Raw genomic sequence first — 20,418 nt, 5'->3', positions numbered from 1 at the left:
CCTCCTATCTATACTTTTTATATAGGTTACTATATAATGGCTTATTAACTTTGTGCTTGAGCTCCACCAATAATTTCTGAAATTTCTTGAGTGATAGCCCCTTGTCTAACCCTATTATATTTTAACCTTAAAGAAGCTATTAATTCATCTGCATTTTGAGTCGCACTATTCATTGTCTCCATTCTATTTCCCTGTTCTGAAGCCTTAGAATTTATCATTGCATTAAGTATCATTGCATTACAATAGGATGGTACTATTGACTCTATAAGCTCTTCTTTATTACCTTCTATATCAAATTCATCTTCACCAATATGGTCTTCTTCGTTTTCTTCAAAAGTAAGAGGCAGTAATCTACACTCTTTTGGTTCTTTTACTATTGGATTTTTAAACCAAGTATAAAGTATACTTACTTCACCAACTTTTTCTTCATTAAACATATTGAAGCTATACTCAAAGATACTCTTAGCTTCAGTAGCCGTAGGTACATCAGAGATAATTTGACTATATTTATCTAATGTCGTAATCCTATGTCTCTTAGCTAAGCTTTTACCTTTTTCACCAATAACTGCTATTAAATAATCCTCTTCATGGCCTTTAGTTATTTCTTTAAGCTTATCTATAACATTATTATTATAGGCACCGCACATTCCCATATCTGAAGTTATAACAATGATTAATTTCTTTTTACTTCCATTGGATTGCATATATCTATTTTCTTTTGGAAGTGATGGAATTACTTCATTCATAACTTCTCTATAGCTTTTAAAATACGTATTATTTGTATATAAGGATACCCTTACCTTTTTTAGTTTAGATGTTGCTACTAAGGCCATAGCCTTAGTAAGCTTTTTTGTATTCTCTATAGATTTTATTCTCTTTTTTAAAATAACTAATCCTGCAACGCCCATATTTTCACCTCCTAAAAATTTAGGTGATATCTCTAAATTTCAGTTAAAAATACTTTTTTAAATTCAGTTATGGCCATATTAAGTCTTTCTTTTATTTCTGAATCTAATTCTTGTTTTTCTTTTATAGAACTTGGTATGTCTCTATAATGAGTACCTATATATTCTAAAAATTCCTTTTCAAAAGCTTTAACCTTATGAACTGGAATATCACTTAAGAAATCATTCACTCCGCAATATATTATTATTATTTGCTTTTCTACATCCATAGGAGCATATTGTCCCTGCTTTAATATTTCTATAAGCCTTTTACCCTTTTCAAGTCTCTTAACAGTTTCTTTATCTAAATCTGATCCAAATTGAGTAAAGTTCACAAGTTCTCTATATTGTGCAAGTTCTATTCTAAGGGTTGATGATACTTGTTTCATAGCTTTAATTTGTGCATTTCCTCCAACCCTAGATACTGATATACCTGCATTTACTGCTGGTCTTTGACCTGCATGGAACAAGTCAGATTCTAAGAAAATTTGACCATCTGTTATAGATATTACATTTGTAGGAATATATGCTGTAACATCTCCTGCTAAAGTTTCTATTATTGGAAGAGCAGTTAATGATCCTCCTCCTAAGTCATCAGAAAGTTTTGCTGCTCTTTCTAAAAGTCTTGAGTGAAGATAGAATACATCTCCTGGATAAGCTTCTCTTCCTGGTGGTCTACGAAGTAATAATGACATAGTTCTATAAGCAACAGCGTGCTTAGACAAATCATCATATACTATAAGTGCATCTCCACCTTTATACATAAAATATTCTGCCATTGAACATCCTGAGAAAGGTGCTAAATATTGAAGAGATGCAGATTGTGATGCCGTTGCAGCTACAACTATTGTATAGTCCATAGCCCCTTCAGCCTTTAGAGTATTAACTATATTAGCAACAGTTGACTGTTTTTGACCTATAGCTACATAAACACAAGTTACATTTTTACCCTTTTGATTTATGATAGCATCTATTGCTAATGCACTTTTTCCAGTCTGTCTGTCTCCTACAATTAACTCTCTTTGACCTTTCCCAATTGGAATCATAGAGTCTATAGCCTTTATACCTGTTTGCATAGGGCTTTTTACTGATTGTCTCTCTATAACTCCTGGTGCTTCTACTTCTACAGCTCTATATTCTGAAGTTACTATCATTCCGTTACCATCGATAGGATTTCCTAGAGAATCCACAACTCTTCCTATAAGAGCTTCACCAACAGGTACTTCTACTACTCTACCCGTTCTTTTTACTATATCACCTTCTCTGATACCTTCTTCAGAGCCTAATAATACGCATCCAACATTGTCTTGCTCTAAGTTAAGGGCAATTCCATATACGTTATTAGGAAATTCTAATAGCTCTCCTTCTAAACAATTATCTAATCCATATATTCTAGCTATACCATCTCCAATTTGGATTATAGTTCCAGAATCTATAGTGTTAATGTGACTTTCATATCTATCTAATTCTCTTTTTATAATAGATGTTATCTCACCTGGTTTAATATGCATGATTCCACCTCTATTCTCACCACGATTTAAAGCCTGTATTACATGTCATCTCTAACATATCTAAGCTTACTTTTTACTGTTCCATCAGTAATATCATTTCCTATTTTAACTAATACTCCACCAACTATACTCTCATCTATTTCTTCATGGATTACTATTTTTCTACTATAGAACTTCTCAAGTCCTTTAGTTAACTTAATTCTCTCTTCATCAGTTAGTGGAATTACAGTCCTAACTGTAGCATTAAGAATTTTGCCTTTTTCATCTAAATCTATAATACACTCTTGAGATTTAGCCTTACCAATCTTACATTTTTCACTATTAACTATCTCATCAATTGTAGCTTTAGTAGTTACATCTTCACCTATAATAACTTTGATATCATTTTTGTAAGACTCATCTACTATATTATTTATGACAATTTCTCTACTATAGAAATCCATTAGCCAACCTCTTAATTTTTTTGTTTCTTCCTCATTTAGAGGTTTATTTGTTATAATATCTGCTAATAATTCTTTATTAAGCTCACTAAAGTTATATCTACCTACGTTACCTTCTGATATATTTTTAAGATCCATAAGTTTAGTCTTAATAGTTCCATCTATGGTTTCATCTCCAACAGATATCAACATTCCACCTAATAGAGATTTATCTATTTCTTCCTCTATTATTACTGTTTTTTCATAACGTTTTTCCAACTTACTTTTAATAGTTTCTCGTTCATTATTATTTAATGGAATTACAGACTTAATTTTAGCTACAACGGTATTATTATTTTTAAGGTATACTAATTTAAACTGATTATACTTTTCTCTTAGATAAAGTATCCTTCCTTTATCAATAAGTAATAGTAAAAAACTTAAAAGTTCATCCTCTATCTTACCCTTAAATAATTCCTCAAATATTCTCTTTTTATTGTGCTTATTAATTTGAGGATTTCTGATAATCTTTATAAGTCCTTCATTATTATCCATTTCCTCAACTATTTCACCTAGTTCTTCCAAAACAGTTTCTATATTACCTGCTTCTTTACACATTTCATAAAGAGCTAGAGCATACCGCCTATCTAAAAATTCATACATTTTTAAATACCTACCTTAGCTATAAATTTATCAATTAACTCTCTGTGACTTTCTTCATTAATTTCTTTCTCTAAAGTTTTCTCAGCAAGTTTCATGGATAAATCAATAATTTCTTGCTTAATTTCTTTACTAGCTTTTTCTCTTTCCCTTTTTATTTCTTTAGTAGCTCGTTCTTTTATGTTAGCTACTTCTCTTTGTGAATCTTCAACTATCTCAGCATAGACTTTATCAGCTTTTTGCTTATAACTTTCTACTAATTTCAAGCCATCATTTCTATATCTTATAACATCTTCATCATACTTTTGCTTTAATAACTTTGCTCTTTCTTCTTCATCTCTAGCCTTTTTAAAAGCACTTTCCACTTCTTCTTTTCTAGTATTGATAACTGCTAAAGTCTTATTAAATACAAATTTTCTTAGTATTAAATAAAATATAAAGAAATTGATGGTTGATGGTACTATAATACTCCAATCAATATTCATAAGCTACGTTCCACATCATCCTCTTAATTTAATCACAAATATATACTATACTCCTACTATATCTTCTTCAAAATGCAACTAATTAAGATATGGAACTACACCCTCCTTCTCAATATTTTTACTAAGATATTAACCTTTTACTCCGAATAATATTAATAATAATCCAAGTAAAAATCCATATATAGCTGTGGCCTCTGATAAAGCTCCTCCTACTATTAAAGCACTCATTATTTTACTGCTAGCCTCTGGTTGTTTTGCTATACTCTCTACTGCTTTACCAGTAGCATTTCCTGTTCCTAATCCTCCACCAATAACCGCAAGTGCTGCTATACCTGCTCCTAATGCTGACATTCCTGCTATAAAAGCTGCTGAATCCATTTATAATTCCTCCTCAAAAATAAATATTTTTTATATTTATAGTAATTTACTATTAATAATTTTTATTTAGTTAAATTTAGTTTTTAATGTTCTGCTGTAATCTTAATATTAATCATTGTTAACATTACAAAAATAATCATTTGTATGGTTCCATCAAATATATCAAAATAGAAATGGAACGGTATAGGTAATCCTATTGCTGCAATAAAATTTAATCCTGTAAGAGCTCCGTATAGAAGTTCCATAATCATTGTTGCTGCAAATATATTTCCAAAAAGTCTTAGACTTAATGATATTGGAAGCATAATTCTCTCCATTATATTTATTGGTAACAACAATGGTACAGGAGATGCATATCCTTTAAAGTAACCCCAAAGACCTAGCTTTTTAATAGTATGCCCTTGAATTACAAAAAAAGTAGTAAGTGCAATTCCTAAGCTTACACTAAAATCTGATGTAGGGGGTTTTATTCCAAATAACCCTACCATATTTAATAAAAATAAATAAATTCCTAAGGATCCTATGTAAGGAATAAAAGGACTTGAACCTGGTCCCATGTTATCTTTAACTACATTAGATAAAAATTCTATTCCAACTTCTACAATGCTTTGTACCTTGCCTGGAACTTTTTTAACCTTTCTACTATATATAATGGATAAAACCAATGCCAATGCAATAAATACCCATTGCATAAAAACACTTGACATAACTTCATATTTATATCCAAAGATATTAATTGCAAACAAAGGTGCCATTTCTTCCATAACATCATACTCCTTTCTGGCTCTTCAAGCTAAAACCATAACATAATATAGCTAATAGCTGAGCCGTATATCCTGCAATAAAAATAAAAAAGCTCACCTCACTTTTCTTAATTATAGCGAGAGATATTCCACAAACAAGTCCTATTCTAACTATATAGGATAAAAGTATTAATAAACCTTTAAATCTCTTATCCTTCATAATAATCATTTCAGTTGTCAGTGAGTTAATAATAAAATTCACAAAACTACAAATTATCCCCAATAAAAAAAACCAGGATATCCAGTTAAAGAATAACATTAAAATTAATGAAACTATAATTCCTATAATAGAATCAAATAAGCCAACAAGCTTAATAACCTCTGAGCACTCTTTATTCATTGGATTGGACCACCTCGCTTTTGCATATATGATATTATACATCTAGGTTCAAATCTTCTAAAACCTAAATTTTCACCAAATTAGGTCAAATTAGTTCTAAAGAAGTAAATAATCAATAATAGTACAAGTTCTCTCTGCTTTGCTACATTTTTTGAGGTTTTACAATAAAAGGATTATTTAAAAAAACTTTTATTCATTTGTCTGTTAAAACTGAAAATTTACAATAAGTAGTCAAAAGAATTTAAAATATCAATTATTTTCTGAATTAAAAGATTTATTACCAAAATGTTCTTTGCTAAGCTATAATGAATCAATTTAAACCTCTACATTACACTTTATATATATATAAGTATATAATTGTATATTCATTGTATGCAATTTTTTATGCATTGTATTTATTGTAAAAATGGATGCTCCGTTTAATTTTACTTAATATTGATTAAATATTTATTAACTTATTCAAAATTCTAACTAATAAATGCTACTCTTATGTATATAAACATTTTTTTTAGGCTTATTACTTTACTTTTATCCTTTAAAGTTATTTTTATTGTATCTTATCGATGCTATTTCTATACTAACTTAAATTATAAATATTTGAACTTTATATTAAAATAAACAACATGATATGATCTTAACCTTATTAAGTAATATAATAAAATTATATTATTTTTTTATTACCTAAAAAAAATAATAAAAAATAATAATTTTCTCTTGATAATTATTATTTAATAGTATATAATAAGTTCATAAGATAAATACATTAAGAAAATCTAAAAACAAATATTAATATAACATGAAGATTTAAGGAGGAAATATTTATGAAAAAATTTGTATGTACAGTTTGTGGTTATATTCACGAGGGAGATTCAGCTCCAGAGTTTTGTCCAGTATGTAAAGCAGGTGCTGATAAATTTGTAGAAAAATCAGAAGGCAACCTAGCTTGGGCTGATGAACACAGAATAGGAATTGCAGCAGAAGTTGATCAAGAAGTAATCGAAGGATTAAGAGCTAATTTTACTGGAGAATGTACAGAAGTTGGAATGTACTTAGCAATGAGCCGTCAAGCAGATAGAGAAGGATATCCTGAAGTAGCTGAAGCTTATAAGAGAATAGCATTTGAGGAAGCTGAACACGCAGCTAAATTTGCTGAATTATTAGGAGAAGTGGTTGTAGCAGATACAAAAACTAATTTACAAATGAGAGTTGATGCTGAGCATGGTGCTTGCCAAGGTAAAAAAGACCTTGCTACATTAGCAAAAAAATTAAACCTAGATGCAATTCACGATACAGTTCATGAAATGTGCAAAGATGAAGCTAGACACGGTGCTGCTTTCAACGGTTTATTACAAAGATATTTTGGTAAATAACCCCCCATTCCCCCAATTTAATAAAATTTACCTAAATAATATAAGGAGCTCTAGTATTAACTAGAGCTCCTTTTTGTATGTAATCTAATACGTTAATATTATTTTCTTAGAAAAATACCCTAATTAGAAATCTAAATCTAATCAGGGCAATATTACAATTTAAATAATATACTACTTAGTTCCGAATAAACGATCTCCAGCATCACCTAATCCTGGAACAATATATCCATGTTCATTTAACTTCTCATCTATTGATGCTAAATATATATCTACATCTGGATGTGCTTCCATAATAGCTTTAATTCCTTCTGGAGCTCCAACAAGACACATAAGTCTTATATTTTTAGCCCCTCTTTTCTTAAGAGCATTTATTGCATCTATAGCTGAGCCTCCAGTTGCAAGCATTGGGTCAGTTACTATGATATCTCTATCTTCTATGTCTTGAGGTAACTTACAGAAGTATTCTACCGGCATTAAAGTTTCTTCATCTCTATACATACCTATATGACCAACTTTAGCTGCTGGTATAAGCTTAAGCATTCCATCAACCATTCCAAGTCCAGCTCTTAGTATAGGTACTATTGCCATTTTCTTTCCTGCAAGAACTTTACACTTTGTAATTCCTATGGGCGTTTCAATTTCTACTTCTTCTAGTTGCATATCTCTAGTAACCTCATAAGCCATAAGCATAGCAACTTCTTCTACTAATTCTCTAAAGTCCTTAGACCCCGTATTTATATCCCTCATGAATGCTAATTTATGTAGTATTAATGGATGGTCTATTTGTGTAACTTTACTCATATGTTCTTATCCTCCTAAAATTATTTATTATATTTTTTTTCTATCTCCATTATCTTGTTAACCCTATTCTCGTGTCTTCCACCTTCAAAGGTTGATCCAAGAAATGCATCAACTATATCTAAAGCAAGTCCGGTTCCTACAACTCTTTCTCCCATTGCTAATATATTGGCATTATTATGTTCTCTAGTTGCATGTGCACTAAAAGTATCACTGCATAGCGCTGCTCTTATTCCTGGTATTTTATTAGCTGATATACTTATTCCAATTCCTGTACCGCATATTAAAACTCCATAATCATATTCTTTAGCAACTACTGCTTCAGCCACTTTTTCAGCAAAGTCTGGATAGTCACAAGAATCTTCTGTATATGTACCATAATCCCTAACTTCTATGTTCTTTTTCTCTAAGTGTTTAATTACTTCTTTTTTTAATCTTAAACCACCATGATCACTGCCTATTGCTATTTTCATATTTATCCCTCCAATTATACTTTTAATATGTTAAAGCCAGCACTTTTTTTAAGCCTATTCATTACTGCAGTACCTACTCCACTCTCTTCAAATGCTTCACAAAGAATTATATCAATGTCTATACTATCAAAACTTCTTAAAACCCTAAATAAATTTTTACCTATATCTTCTATATCACATCTTGCTCCAATAGAAACAGCAGTTCCTTTATTATATAAAGATTTTGTTTCATCAGTTGCAATGATTCCAACTTTTTTACCTTGTTTAATATAATTTAATACTATTTCATTAATTTTTGCAACAACTTTATCTATATCACCATCTACTATCTTCACAGGAGCCTTCGGTGCATAATGTCTATATTTCATTCCTGGTGCCTTAGGTTTAAAATCTTCTTTAGGTTTTGATAATATAGATGGATCTATATAAACCTTATTATCTATTTCCCTTAACATCTCTAAGGTTATAGCTCCAGGTCTCAAAATACATATAGGGGAAACTGTACAATCTACTATAGTTGATTCTACACCTACAATACTATTTTCTCCTCCTAATATATAGTCTACCTTTCCATCTAAATCTTCAACACAACTTTCCATATCAGTAGGGCTAGGTCTACCTGATATATTAGCTGAAGGCGCTGCTATAGGTACTCCAGCGGCTTTTATTAAACTTATAGCGATATTATTCTGTGGCATTCTAATTCCCACAGTAGGCAACTTTGCACTAGTAACTTGTGGAACTAGTTCAGTCTTCTCAAGTATTATGGTTATTGGTCCTGGCCAAAACTTTTCTATTATTTCTCTTGCTACAATTGGTACATTTTTAACGTAGGGCTCTATATTATAATCCCCTACATGAATAATAAGAGGATTATCTTGCGGCCTACCCTTTGCCATAAAAATTTTAGCTACTGCTTTACTATCTAACGCATTAGCACCTAATCCATATACAGTTTCCGTAGGGAAGGCTACAAGGCCACCATCTTTTATAACTTTTCCTGCTTCTTTTATTACACTTTCATCTGGAGTCTCCTCACTTAACATCATAACCTTTGTTTTCATACCTATTAACACCCACTTCAATAATCCATTAAAATAAATTTATCATTATAAACCCAAATATAATTCCAAATATAATCCACATTGCATTTGTATAACTACTATGCAATTCATTGCTTTCCGGAAGCATTTGCCCAAAAGCTACATAAAGCATAATCCCACTGGCAAAGGCAATACTATAACCTAAAAATGCAGATGATATGGAATTAATTAACATACCTATCCAAGCTCCTATAACAGTTGGAAATGCTACTAAAAAACTATACCATAAAATTTTAAATGGTTTCTTGCCAGCAGCTATTAATGGTGTTGCCATGGCAATTCCTTCTGGTATATCATGAATGGATATTAATATACTCATCTTTATACCTAATCCCGAACCTTTAACAAATCCAAAACCCATTATAATACCTTCTGGAAAGTTGTGCATCATTAACCCTAAGGCCATTAATATTGCAACTTTTGTATGATTTATCATACTTGGGTTTCTATCATTACTGTGGCTACTTACTTTAATCAAACAATCTATAAAATATATAACTATTACTCCAATAATTATAACTATGAGAGTTCTAATAAAGCCGATCTTATCAATTGATTCTGGTATAAGTTCTAAAAAAATTATTGATATAATTATCCCTGTAGCAACTGCCAATAAAACTCCTAATAACTTGTCAGTAGGATTTTTTAAGGATACTCCAATTAATGCACCAACCATAGTTCCTATTAGAGATACTATGGCAGAAAAAATTCCTATTATAAATATAGTACTATTCATAATTTCTCCTTGAAAATTATTATTAGTAAAATATATTTATAAATTCTATATTTTATTCTGTTTTCTATATTCTTTTATATTAGCTATAGCATCCTCAGTAAATACAGCAGTTACACAATACTTAAAAAGTAGATCTAATAGCATATATTTCTTTACTCCACCTCGTTTTACTACAAAGTAATAGTAGTCATCATCCTTAGGCATTTTTACTTTAACATAATATTTCCCTATACCATTGAATCTCTCTAGCACTTTATTCGTAACCAATCTCAATCTTTTATTTCTAAACTTAGACTTTGTTATTATCAATATATCAAAGTATTTTTCTTGATGTATTGTATGAATAATTGCTACTTTACTATAGTGAATTTTATATTTTATTCTACCACCTAAAATAGATATTAGTATTTTATCTTCATATAATTGAAATTTTAAATATTCTTCATTGTATCTCATTAGTACAGAAAATAATATTAAACTTTCAATAACACAAAGATATATAATAAAAAATATATTTATTTGTTTAGCTATAAGCAACACTATAGGCAATATTATAAAAATAAAGCCCATAGATAGCATAAACCTTTTGTAAGATTTTCTTTGCTTCTTTAGGACTTTATCTATATCCATTAAGTAATCCTCCACCTTACAAAATTTAACATCTAAATACCATTTCCCATTGCCTTCATTTTTTCGGCTTGGTCAGCAGTTATTAATCCATCTAACATTTCATCTATATCGCCATCTAGAAACGCTTCAAGCTTATACAGAGTTAATCCTATTCTGTGATCTGAAACCCTTCCTTGAGGATAGTTATAGGTTCTAATTCTTTCACTTCTATCTCCAGTTCCAACTTGACTCTTTCTATCATCTGCAATTCCTTTAGCTCTTTCTGCTTCTGCTGCTTCATATAGTCTAGCTCTTAATATTTTCATAGCCTTTTCCTTGTTTTTAAGCTGTGATTTTTCATCTTGGCATGAAACTACAAGTCCTGTTGGTAAGTGAGTCATTCTTACTGCTGAATCTGTTGTATTAACACACTGTCCACCATTTCCTGAAGCTCTAAACACATCTATTTTTATATCATTCATATTTATGTCGATATCTACGTCCTCAACTTCTGGAAGTACTGCAACAGTGGCTGTAGATGTATGGATTCTACCACTTGATTCCGTGTCAGGTACCCTTTGAACTCTATGCACTCCACTTTCATACTTTAACTTACTATAAGCCTTATCACCCTTAACCATGAATACTACTTCTTTAAATCCACCAATATCAGTTTCATTAGCGCTCATTATTTCTACTTTCCATCTGTTACGCTCTGCATATCTTGTATACATTCTAAATAAATTGGCTGCAAATAAGGCTGCTTCATCTCCGCCAGCTCCACCTCTAACTTCTATAAATACGTTTTTATCATCATTGGGATCTTTAGGTAATAATAATATCCTTATTTCTTCCTTAGCCTTCTCACATTGTTCTGTTAATGCCTTTATATCTTCTTGAATCATCTCTCTCATTTCTCTATCTGATTCTTCATTTAACATCTCTTTATTTTCAGCTAATGCATTTTCAGCATCTCTGTATTCTCTATACCTTCCTACTATTATCTCTAACTCAGCATGCTCTTTGCAAAGCTTCTGCCATTCCTTTTGATTAGCCATAACACTAGGATCACTAATTTTATTTGATAATTCATCATATTTGTTTTCCAAAAAACCTAATCTCTCTAACATATATTAACACTCTCCGTAATTTAATCATAAATCTTAATTTTTTACATCATTCCATTATACCATAAAAATATTATTTATGGTAACTTTCCTATGACAACTCTGTGATTTCCACCCAAATCCTTTAAACTATATATATCACTAAATCCTTCAGTTTTCATGATATATTTTACTTCCATTTCCTGATCATGTCCTATTTCAAAGCACAAATATCCATCAGAGGAAAGTACCGCTTTTCCTTCTTTGCATATCATTCTATAAAAATCAAGCCCATCTTTACCTCCTGAAAGAGCTAGATGAGGTTCATAGTCTTTAACACCTTCCATAAGCGTAGGAATTACTTCCTCCTTAATATATGGTGGATTTGACACTATCATATTAAATTTTAAACCTTCTTTTATAGGTAATTGAAATAAATTACTTTTATTTACATTGGTCTTTTCTCCTAAATTTAAATTTGAAATATTTTTTTTAGTTACATTTAATGCTATATCACTTATGTCATATAACCACACTTTGCTATTTTCCACATAATGTCCTATTGAAATTCCAATAGCTCCACTTCCACAGCACATATCACATATTAAACTTATATTATTTTTCTTTATTATAGAAATACACTCTTCTACTAAAATCTCTGTATCTGGTCTTGGTATCAACACTCCCTCTTCTACAAAAAAGTTAATACCCATAAATTCAACTTTCCCTAGGATATATGCCATAGGTTTTTTGCAACTTCTTAAATTTATAAGTTTAAAAAACTCTTGCTCTTTATCTAAAGTTAATATTTCTGACCTGTTCATAATTATATACAACTTTTCTACATTTAAAACACTACATAATAGAAGCTGTGCATCTATTATGTATGATTCAATATCACTGCTTTTTAATATACCATATGCCTTTATTAACGCTTCATTTATATTCATATTGTTCCTCATTCACTATAATTCATTCTAACCCCTCTGCAGCTTTTAATGAAGTTATTGCAACTTCAAGCATAGATTCATCCGGTTCTTGTGTTGTTATTTTTTGCAAAAGTAACCCTGGCCATGCAATAATTTTTGATATTTTACTATCGCTCTTTCCTAGCCATTTTATAACCTCATAAGTTACTCCAGATACTACTGGTAGTAATAATACTCTAGAAATCACTCTCTGACCTATAGATTGCCATCCCGTGAAGGAAAATATAATTATACTAATAACCATAACTAAGAATAAAAAATTAGTTCCACACCTTGGATGGAGTCTTCCAAATTTCTTAGCATTTTCTGGTGTTAAATCTATACCACTTTCATAGCAAAATATAGTTTTATGCTCAGCTCCATGATATTGATATACTCTGTTTATATCTTCTAGTTTTCCAACAATAAATATATAGCCTATAAATATTATGACTCTTATTATCCCTTCTATAATATTTAAAACTACCACATTAGATGTTATTGTTTTTTTCACCAAACTAGTCAATGCCGTTGGTAAAATAAAAAAGAGCAATATAGAAAAAACTATGGAAAGAACTAATGATATACCCATTAGTACGCTATTTCCTTTCTCCTTAAAAACTTTGTCAAACCATTTATCAAATTTAGATTCTGACTCTTCCTCATCATCCTCAAAGAAGGAAGCTGAATACTCTAAGCTTTTTATACCTATAATTAGAGATTCTATAAGCGATATAAATCCTCTAATTATAGGAAATCCAAAAAATTTATTTTTCTTAGTCAAGCTTTCACTTGATTCTTTTTTAACTTCAATACTACCATTAGGAAGCCTTACAGCAGTAGCAAGCCCCTTAGTTCCCCTCATCATTACACCCTCTATAACTGCCTGTCCCCCGACCGTTGTCTTCTTTTCCATTTTTACACCTACCTTCTATTTCTTTCTAACTTCATAATATTATTTTAATATAAGTATCCTATTATTTTAGTTGTTATTTACTATTTAATGCTTCTTCTTCATACTTAATATAACATTCTGCACAAAGAGACTCATACTCTACATTATCTTCATTATCAATAGCAACTTGATTACCTTCAAAAACAAATTTACCATTAATCTTTCTTCCATTTAATATAGCTTTCTTACCACATTTACAAATTGTTTTTAGCTCCTCTAAACTATGAGCTACTAGTAAAAGTCGCCCACTACCTTCAAAGCCTTCCATCTGAAAATCTGTTCTTAAACCATAGCATATAACTGGAATATTTAATTTAACAGCTATCATAAACATTTCATCAACTTGAGCTTTTGTAAAAAACTGAACTTCATCTGCTAGTATGCAGTGAATTTGTCCATTTTTCCTTATATAATCTTCTACAGCAGTAAAAATATTCTCTCCTTTAGAAAAACTTAAATCTACTTCTTTTGTAACTCCAAGCCTAGATACAATTTTATTTCCGCCCTTTGTATCAGTCTTGGGTTTAATTATTATTACTTTCATTCCTCTTTCTTCATAATTATAAGCTACTTGAAGAAGATTTGTGGACTTTCCACAATTCATTGCTCCATATCTAAAATATAGTTTACTCATAGTAATATTCCTCCAAAGTCCATCAATTAATCACACAATATTATTTTAGTAGAAAAAACTCCATTAATCAAATTAATATTATAAGTACATTTTCAAAAATAAATGTTTTATCCAATGACTACCAGCTCTAATACAATTAATAATAATATTGACCTTATTTTATCTCTATGTTATAATCTAATAGTTGATAATACGGGTATGTATGTTATATCGAAAGAGGTGAAATGAAATGCAAGAAGGAATACATCCAAACTATAACGACGAAGCTGTTGTTAAGTGTGCTTGTGGTAATACTTTTGTAACAGGTTCTGTTAAATCAGAATTAAAAGTTGATATTTGTTCAAAATGTCATCCATTCTTTACTGGTAAGCAAAAGAATGTAGACGTTGGTGGAAGAGTTGACAAGTTTATGAAAAAATTCAACCTTAAAAGCGAATAATCATATATATTTTTATGTAGGAGAAGAATACTTCTCCTATTTTTTTATATCCAAAAGCCATAGGTATAAACTCTACCTATGGCTTTTCATATAATCTATTTTAATATATCTTGATTTTTAGATACAATTTCAAAAAATTCTTCATTATTGTTAGTTTTTGATAAAATTCCTATAAGTTTTTCAGTAACAGCTTGAGGGTTTCCTGTCTTATACATAATCTTTCTTATGTTATAACTAACTTCAAGCTGTGATTTTGTAAGAAGCAAATCCTCTCTACGAGTTCCTGACTTATAAATATCTATAGCTGGGAAGATTCTGCGTTCTTGTAGCTGTCTATCAAGGTGTACTTCCATGTTCCCCGTACCCTTAAACTCCTCAAAAATCATATCATCCATCCTACTTCCAGTCTCAACCAATGCTGTAGCAAGAATAGTTAAACTTCCGCCTTCCTCAACATTTCTAGCTGCGCCAAAAAACTTTTTAGGCATAAGTAAAGCTCCTGTATCTAATCCACCTGATAGAGTTCTACCCGTTCTAGTTATTGTTAAATTATATGCTCTAGCTAATCTTGTTAAACTATCTAAAAGAATTATTACATCTTGTCCTTGTTCTACCATCCTCTTTGCTCTTTCAAGTACCATATAAGCTACCTTCGCATGATGTTCTGGCTCTTCATCAAAGGTTGAGTAAATTACATCTCCCTTAATAGATCTTTGCATGTCTGTAACCTCTTCTGGTCTTTCATCTATAAGAAGTACTATAACTTTAACTTCTGGATGATTCATTGCTATACTATGAGCAATTTTCTTTAAGATAGAAGTCTTTCCCGCTTTAGGTGGAGCAACTATTACACCCCTTTGACCTTTCCCTATAGGTGATAATATGTCCATTAATCTAGTTGATAAATCTTTAGAATCCTCGGTTTCTAATTTCAATCTCTCTGTAGGATATATAGGAGTTAGTCTCTCAAAAGATGTTCTTCCAACAGCTCTCTCTGGATTTTCACCATTTATTTTTGTTACTTGTAGAAGAGCTTGATATTTTTCTCCTTCTTTAGAACTTCTTACTTTACCTTCTACTTCATCACCATTCTTAAGATTAAATCTTCTAACTTGGGATATTGAAACATATATATCGTTATTTCCACTTAAATAGTTATTCATTCTAAGCAATCCAAAATTAGCATTGTCACTTAATTCGAATATTCCTTTTGATGTTTCTGATTCACTTATTAAGCTCTTTAATCTTTCACGCTTTTCTTCTATACTATCAACCTTTTCTTCCAATACAGTTTCCTTTGATTCTTCATTATCCAAACCTTTACTAATAACTTCATTTTTACTATTATCTTCTTCTAAATCTTTCTTAGTAAGTTTCTCCTTAAGAATTATACCTTCTTTTTTTATTTGAGCAGGTTGTATTTGTTCATCATCCTTATGGGAATCTTCTTCATTTTTAATCTCAACAGATTTTAAAGATACTCTTTCAATTTCTTCAATTAATTCATTCTTTTTAAACTTAGTAATATTTTTTATTCCTAATTCCTTTGCAATACTCTTTAATTCTATAACACTCATGCTATGTAAATTTTCACTATTCAAAGGATCACCTCCTAATTGTATATTTCATTTAAATGTAACTTTGGAAAATAATATTTATATGATTAATATAATTCGATATTATTTATAAATGATTGAAGTTTGAAGCTTTCTTTTAAAATGTATTAAAATTTTATATTGTTTATTTAATATATTCATATAATTATATATAACTAAACTTGTTGTAGCATAGATTTTACTATATAAGTATACACTATATTTTCAAAAAATCTATTACGAAGTAAAATATTTATTTTTATATCAATAAATATTTTACTTTAGGTTGAAAAATCTAAGAACTCTGTTTATCATTTTAACCAAACATATCTATACATATACGGAACTAAACTATTTAAATAATCTATTATAATTTTAAACTACTTATCCTTATCTATCAAATCCATTATATTATACTTAGTTATTTTATATTGAAGTGTTTGCCTTGGTATATTAAGAAATTTACTTGCTTTACTTACATTTTTACTATTAATAATTAAAGCTTCCTTTATATATTTAATTTCCATATTCACAAGTTTATCTTTAAGGGACAAACTTTCAGTAATATTTCCTAATTGCAAATCAGATATTTCAATAACTCCATGTCTTTTATAATTTAAAGCACCTTCGATTAAATGTTCTAATTCTCTCACATTTCCATCATAGTCTTTTTTCATTAAAACTTCTAATGCATAACTATCTATTCCATTAACACTAGTACCTAATCTTTTATTATGCTTTTTTATAAACATTGATACAAGCATAGGTATGTCCTCTTTTCTAGCATTTAATTCAGGCATGTTAATTCTTATAACATTAAGTCTATAGTATAAATCTTTTCTTAATTTATTACTCTTAACTAAAAAGTCAGGATTCTCATTTACTGATGCTATTATTCTTATATCTGTTTTTCTAGTGATAGTCTCACCTATTCTTCTAAATTCCCCTTCTTGAAGAACCCTTAAGAACTTACCTTGAAAAACTATATCCATAGAATTTAACTCATCTAAATACAAAGTACCACCATTGGCTATATTAAATAACCCTTCTGACTCTATAGCTCCAGTAAAACCACCTTTTCCTACTCCAAAAAAAATACTCTCTAGCAAGTTGTCTGGAATTGCAGCACAGTTCTGTGCTATAAAGGGTTTTTTTCTTCTTATTGAACTATTATGTATAGCTTGTACTATCAATTCTTTTCCTGTGCCAGTATCACCATAAATGAAAATTGGAGATTTTGAATTACATACCTTCATAGCTAATTCTTTAACATTTCTAATTTCCTTACTATTCCCAATTATATCTTCAAAGTTATACAAAATTCACAACCCCTTTAATAATAGAAGCTATGCATTATATAATTCTGCATAGCTTCTAAGTAAAATATTTTTGTACTATTTAACATTTATGGTAGTTACAAGCTTAGTATTAATAATTTGGTCTTTAGCTATTATTACATCATAGTCAACTTTTACTTTCCCACCAGCTTCATTCATATCTATATGTACATCATTAGTTTTAATTTTAATAGACAATCCACCATGAGGAGTATTATAAAGAATAGACGAACTACTCCCATTTTTAAACTCCATATTAGTATTTACGTCTCCTTCTCTTATAAGATTAAAATAATTCTCACCTATTCTAAAAGTAGTTAATGTATCCCCTAAACCCGAAAGTTCTGTTTCTTCATATGTAGCAACATACTCATCATCTTCTTTGAAAAATAATCCTGGACTAACAATTTCAATGCATTCATCCTCATCATTATTCTGTATACTACTTACTCTAATTATAGCACCCTTATCCATAATATTTACCTCTATTCTTCCTAAGAATCTTATTTAAAATATATTTAAACTCTAAGGCTATTTTATTTACTCTTCTAAAAACTTTTCTATATAATATAAGAATTTATTTCCTCATCAGTTGCACAAGTTTCTTCCACAGTTCTGTGATCTTTACTTCCAAACTCTGAATATCTAACAGTGACCTTTGGTTCATCTTTACCTTTACTATATCTTATGGCAATCTTAGCTGCAATAGATATTACTTCTTCTGTGGCTTCACCTATAATTACTATCATAGAACCATTAAAGTCCTGAACTAACAGTATTGTATCACCTTCCTTAAGAAGACTTTTTATCATTTCTCCTTCTTCTTGAGTTCTTGTAGATATAACCTTAGCCCTAGGTGTAACTCTAAAATGACGACCTATTCTAAGTAATTCAAGTTCTCGTTCCTCCGGATTTTGGTTATGAGATAAAAGTTCTTTTAACCTAACAGAATAATTTGGTTCTGTTAATTTGCATCCTCCTGCTGGTGATGGATATTCCTTTATTCCCCATTTATCAGCAAGTTCCATTTGAGCCTTTCTTCCTCTACCTTGAATATTTAAAAGATTTTCCCTATTTACAAGTCCCTTCTCTTCCATCTCTGTAGGTTTAAGATTTTTAGCACAAAGAGGACGAAGAATTTTGCTTCCTATCCCACTTTCATTCTTAACTTTATCTAATGCACTTCTATTTTGAGACATAGGTCTTTGATTTAAAACCTCTCCAGTTATAATAAAATCTGCATCTAATTTTTCTAAGAGTTGTCCACAGTACTTCATCATCATAGCATGACAATCGATACAAGGATTCATATTTTTCCCATATCCGTTTTTAGGATTTTTAACCATCTTAAAATGTTCTTCCTTAAAATCTACTACTTCTAAAGGAATATCTATCTGTTTTACCATTCTTCTTGCATTTTCTTCGTTAAAAAAATAAGATTTAAAGCATATTCCAATAACCTCAATTCCTTGATCTTTAATTAACTTTGCTGCAAGAATACTATCTAAACCGCCTGAAACCATAGCTAATGCTCTTGTCATTTTTTTCTCCACCTAACTCTCTTAGTTTCTTTATCTTGTATCTTTTGCTCTAATCTATAGTATATTAATATCTTTCTTATGGAAATATTAAAAATAACACATATAATAATATTACTATTTTCTTTTATTACTAGCAACTTGAAAGTAATGGTTAGTAAATTTTATTTACTAACCTCTTTCAACTGCCAGTTCAATTAACCTATCTATAAGATTACTATAGGATAACCCTGTAGCTTCCCACATCTTAGGATACATACTTATACTTGTGAAGCCTGGTATAGTGTTTACTTCATTTAAATATATTTCTCCACTTTCCTTATCTACTAAAAAGTCCACCCTCGCCATACCAGCACAATCTAACTTCTTATAAATTTTAAGGGATAGATTTCTTATAGTAGCCATCTCTTCATTATTTAAGTTAGCTGGAATTAGAAGTTTAGATTCTACATTAGAATATTTAGCTTCATAATCATAAAATTCCTTAGCTGGTATTATCTCTCCTGGAACTGAAGCTTTAGGGTCATCATTTCCAAGTACAGAAACTTCTATTTCCCTAGCATTTAATCCTTCCTCCACAAGAATCTTTCTATCATGTTTTAAAGCTTCTATTAATCCATTTTCAAGACTTTTCCTATCATGAGCCTTAGTTATTCCTACAGAAGAACCACTGTTAGCCGGTTTTACAAAACAAGGATACCCTAACTTATGTTCAATTTCATTTATAAATTTTTCACTATCATTTCCATAATCAAAGGCATTTACCACTACATAGTCTGCTTGTTTTATACCTTCATGTTCTAAAAGATATTTCGTATAAACCTTATCCATACATACAGCTGAACTCATAACTGAAGGACCTACACATGGTAATTTCATCAGTTTACATAGCCCTTGAATAGTACCATCCTCACCATACATACCATGAAGTACAGGAAATACTACATCTACCTCTTTATTTAGTAATAATTTAATTCCATCTTCAACTTGATTTTTAAAGTCTTCTTCCCATTTTCCATTTCCTATATTCTCCATATCACCTTTATAAAGAAACCATTTTCCCTCTTTAGTTATACCTACTGGAAATATACTATATTTTTCTTTATCTATATGATTTATCACAGATGTTGCAGATACCCTAGACACCTCATGTTCTGTTGATTGTCCTCCAAATAGTATTGCTACCTTCTTCATATTTATCACTCCTAACAATAATT

Annotated in this window: 23 protein-coding genes; 2 read left to right on the top strand and 21 right to left on the bottom strand. The window is 30.0% G+C overall.

What is annotated here, in order from left to right; genetic code table 11:
* Nucleotides 1-44: 44 nt before the first annotated feature.
* The 7 genes from atpG to B3630_RS08215 form a co-directional block, all read right to left on the bottom strand.
* On the bottom strand, nucleotides 45-908 hold the full coding sequence (gene atpG / locus B3630_RS08245) for an ATP synthase F1 subunit gamma (protein ID WP_346897143.1): 864 nt from the start codon (nucleotides 906-908) through the stop codon (nucleotides 45-47).
* A 32-nt stretch (nucleotides 909-940) separates the two neighbouring features.
* Nucleotides 941-2,455 carry a F0F1 ATP synthase subunit alpha gene (gene atpA / locus B3630_RS08240; protein WP_150844162.1) on the bottom strand — a complete coding sequence of 505 codons (1,515 nt, stop codon included), beginning with the start codon at nucleotides 2,453-2,455 and terminating at the stop codon, nucleotides 941-943.
* A 38-nt stretch (nucleotides 2,456-2,493) separates the two neighbouring features.
* Entirely contained in the window at nucleotides 2,494-3,537 is a 1,044-nt protein-coding gene (locus B3630_RS08235; protein WP_346897141.1) for a F0F1 ATP synthase subunit delta, read from the bottom strand.
* Between the two features lie 2 nt (nucleotides 3,538-3,539).
* Nucleotides 3,540-4,019, bottom strand: a complete 480-nt coding sequence (locus tag B3630_RS08230; RefSeq protein ID WP_346869181.1) for a F0F1 ATP synthase subunit B — start codon at nucleotides 4,017-4,019, stop codon at nucleotides 3,540-3,542.
* 129 nt (nucleotides 4,020-4,148) lie between these two features.
* On the bottom strand, nucleotides 4,149-4,397 hold the full coding sequence (atpE, locus tag B3630_RS08225; RefSeq protein WP_035135390.1) for an ATP synthase F0 subunit C: 249 nt from the start codon (nucleotides 4,395-4,397) through the stop codon (nucleotides 4,149-4,151).
* Nucleotides 4,398-4,480: 83 nt separating this feature from the next.
* On the bottom strand, nucleotides 4,481-5,161 hold the full coding sequence (locus B3630_RS08220) for a F0F1 ATP synthase subunit A (protein ID WP_346897139.1): 681 nt from the start codon (nucleotides 5,159-5,161) through the stop codon (nucleotides 4,481-4,483).
* Between the two features lie 4 nt (nucleotides 5,162-5,165).
* Nucleotides 5,166-5,540, bottom strand: a complete 375-nt coding sequence (locus B3630_RS08215) for an ATP synthase subunit I (protein ID WP_035135386.1) — start codon at nucleotides 5,538-5,540, stop codon at nucleotides 5,166-5,168.
* A gap of 821 nt (nucleotides 5,541-6,361) precedes the next feature.
* On the opposite strand from B3630_RS08215, the gene B3630_RS08210 reads away from it, so the two are divergent.
* Nucleotides 6,362-6,910, top strand: coding sequence for an NADH peroxidase (locus tag B3630_RS08210; RefSeq protein ID WP_035135384.1), 549 nt, complete (start codon nucleotides 6,362-6,364; stop codon nucleotides 6,908-6,910).
* A gap of 171 nt (nucleotides 6,911-7,081) precedes the next feature.
* Here B3630_RS08210 and upp read toward each other — a convergent pair whose 3' ends face one another.
* The 9 genes from upp to B3630_RS08165 form a co-directional block, all read right to left on the bottom strand.
* A complete protein-coding gene (gene upp, locus B3630_RS08205) occupies nucleotides 7,082-7,711 on the bottom strand; it encodes a uracil phosphoribosyltransferase (RefSeq protein ID WP_346897137.1) in 630 nt (209 codons plus the stop codon).
* Nucleotides 7,712-7,731: 20 nt separating this feature from the next.
* Nucleotides 7,732-8,181, bottom strand: a complete 450-nt coding sequence (rpiB, locus tag B3630_RS08200) for a ribose 5-phosphate isomerase B (protein ID WP_346897135.1) — start codon at nucleotides 8,179-8,181, stop codon at nucleotides 7,732-7,734.
* Between the two features lie 14 nt (nucleotides 8,182-8,195).
* Nucleotides 8,196-9,245, bottom strand: coding sequence for an L-threonylcarbamoyladenylate synthase (locus B3630_RS08195; protein WP_346897133.1), 1,050 nt, complete (start codon nucleotides 9,243-9,245; stop codon nucleotides 8,196-8,198).
* A 28-nt stretch (nucleotides 9,246-9,273) separates the two neighbouring features.
* Complete coding sequence (locus B3630_RS08190) at nucleotides 9,274-10,020, bottom strand: ZIP family metal transporter (RefSeq protein ID WP_346897131.1); 747 nt, start codon at nucleotides 10,018-10,020, stop codon at nucleotides 9,274-9,276.
* 45 nt (nucleotides 10,021-10,065) lie between these two features.
* On the bottom strand, nucleotides 10,066-10,650 hold the full coding sequence (locus B3630_RS08185; protein ID WP_346897129.1) for a hypothetical protein: 585 nt from the start codon (nucleotides 10,648-10,650) through the stop codon (nucleotides 10,066-10,068).
* A gap of 32 nt (nucleotides 10,651-10,682) precedes the next feature.
* Nucleotides 10,683-11,759: a peptide chain release factor 1 gene (gene prfA / locus B3630_RS08180; protein ID WP_346897127.1), complete on the bottom strand. Its 1,077-nt coding sequence runs from the start codon at nucleotides 11,757-11,759 to the stop codon at nucleotides 10,683-10,685.
* 74 nt (nucleotides 11,760-11,833) lie between these two features.
* Nucleotides 11,834-12,685 (bottom strand): peptide chain release factor N(5)-glutamine methyltransferase, encoded by an 852-nt coding sequence (prmC, locus tag B3630_RS08175; protein ID WP_346897125.1) that lies wholly within the window; start codon nucleotides 12,683-12,685, stop codon nucleotides 11,834-11,836.
* Nucleotides 12,686-12,707: 22 nt separating this feature from the next.
* Nucleotides 12,708-13,619 carry a DUF1385 domain-containing protein gene (locus B3630_RS08170; RefSeq protein WP_346897123.1) on the bottom strand — a complete coding sequence of 304 codons (912 nt, stop codon included), beginning with the start codon at nucleotides 13,617-13,619 and terminating at the stop codon, nucleotides 12,708-12,710.
* 73 nt (nucleotides 13,620-13,692) lie between these two features.
* Complete coding sequence (locus tag B3630_RS08165) at nucleotides 13,693-14,292, bottom strand: thymidine kinase (RefSeq protein WP_346897121.1); 600 nt, start codon at nucleotides 14,290-14,292, stop codon at nucleotides 13,693-13,695.
* Between the two features lie 229 nt (nucleotides 14,293-14,521).
* Here B3630_RS08165 and rpmE point away from each other — a divergent pair, with 229 nt between their 5' ends.
* The gene (gene rpmE, locus B3630_RS08160) at nucleotides 14,522-14,731 is read left to right on the top strand and encodes a 50S ribosomal protein L31 (protein WP_035135372.1); all 210 of its coding nucleotides are present in this window, start codon (nucleotides 14,522-14,524) and stop codon (nucleotides 14,729-14,731) included.
* A gap of 95 nt (nucleotides 14,732-14,826) precedes the next feature.
* Here rpmE and rho read toward each other — a convergent pair whose 3' ends face one another.
* The 5 genes from rho to B3630_RS08135 all read right to left on the bottom strand — a co-directional run bounded on the left by rho (nucleotide 14,827) and on the right by B3630_RS08135 (nucleotide 20,395).
* Nucleotides 14,827-16,332, bottom strand: a complete 1,506-nt coding sequence (gene rho / locus B3630_RS08155) for a transcription termination factor Rho (RefSeq protein WP_346897119.1) — start codon at nucleotides 16,330-16,332, stop codon at nucleotides 14,827-14,829.
* 374 nt (nucleotides 16,333-16,706) lie between these two features.
* Nucleotides 16,707-17,645, bottom strand: a complete 939-nt coding sequence (locus B3630_RS08150; protein ID WP_346897117.1) for a sigma-54 interaction domain-containing protein — start codon at nucleotides 17,643-17,645, stop codon at nucleotides 16,707-16,709.
* Between the two features lie 75 nt (nucleotides 17,646-17,720).
* Nucleotides 17,721-18,137 (bottom strand): DUF1934 domain-containing protein, encoded by a 417-nt coding sequence (locus B3630_RS08145; protein WP_346897115.1) that lies wholly within the window; start codon nucleotides 18,135-18,137, stop codon nucleotides 17,721-17,723.
* Nucleotides 18,138-18,223: 86 nt separating this feature from the next.
* Entirely contained in the window at nucleotides 18,224-19,204 is a 981-nt protein-coding gene (locus tag B3630_RS08140) for a tRNA 4-thiouridine(8) synthase ThiI (protein WP_346897113.1), read from the bottom strand.
* Nucleotides 19,205-19,372: 168 nt separating this feature from the next.
* A complete protein-coding gene (locus tag B3630_RS08135) occupies nucleotides 19,373-20,395 on the bottom strand; it encodes a D-alanine--D-alanine ligase family protein (protein WP_346897111.1) in 1,023 nt (340 codons plus the stop codon).
* Between the last annotated feature and the right edge of the window lie 23 nt (nucleotides 20,396-20,418).

This window comes from Clostridium sp. UBA7503, from assembly GCF_002477055.1.
Classification (GTDB): Bacteria; Bacillota; Clostridia; order Clostridiales; family Clostridiaceae; genus Clostridium_J; species Clostridium_J sulfidigenes.
This window is presented reverse-complemented; position numbering and strand designations above follow the sequence as displayed.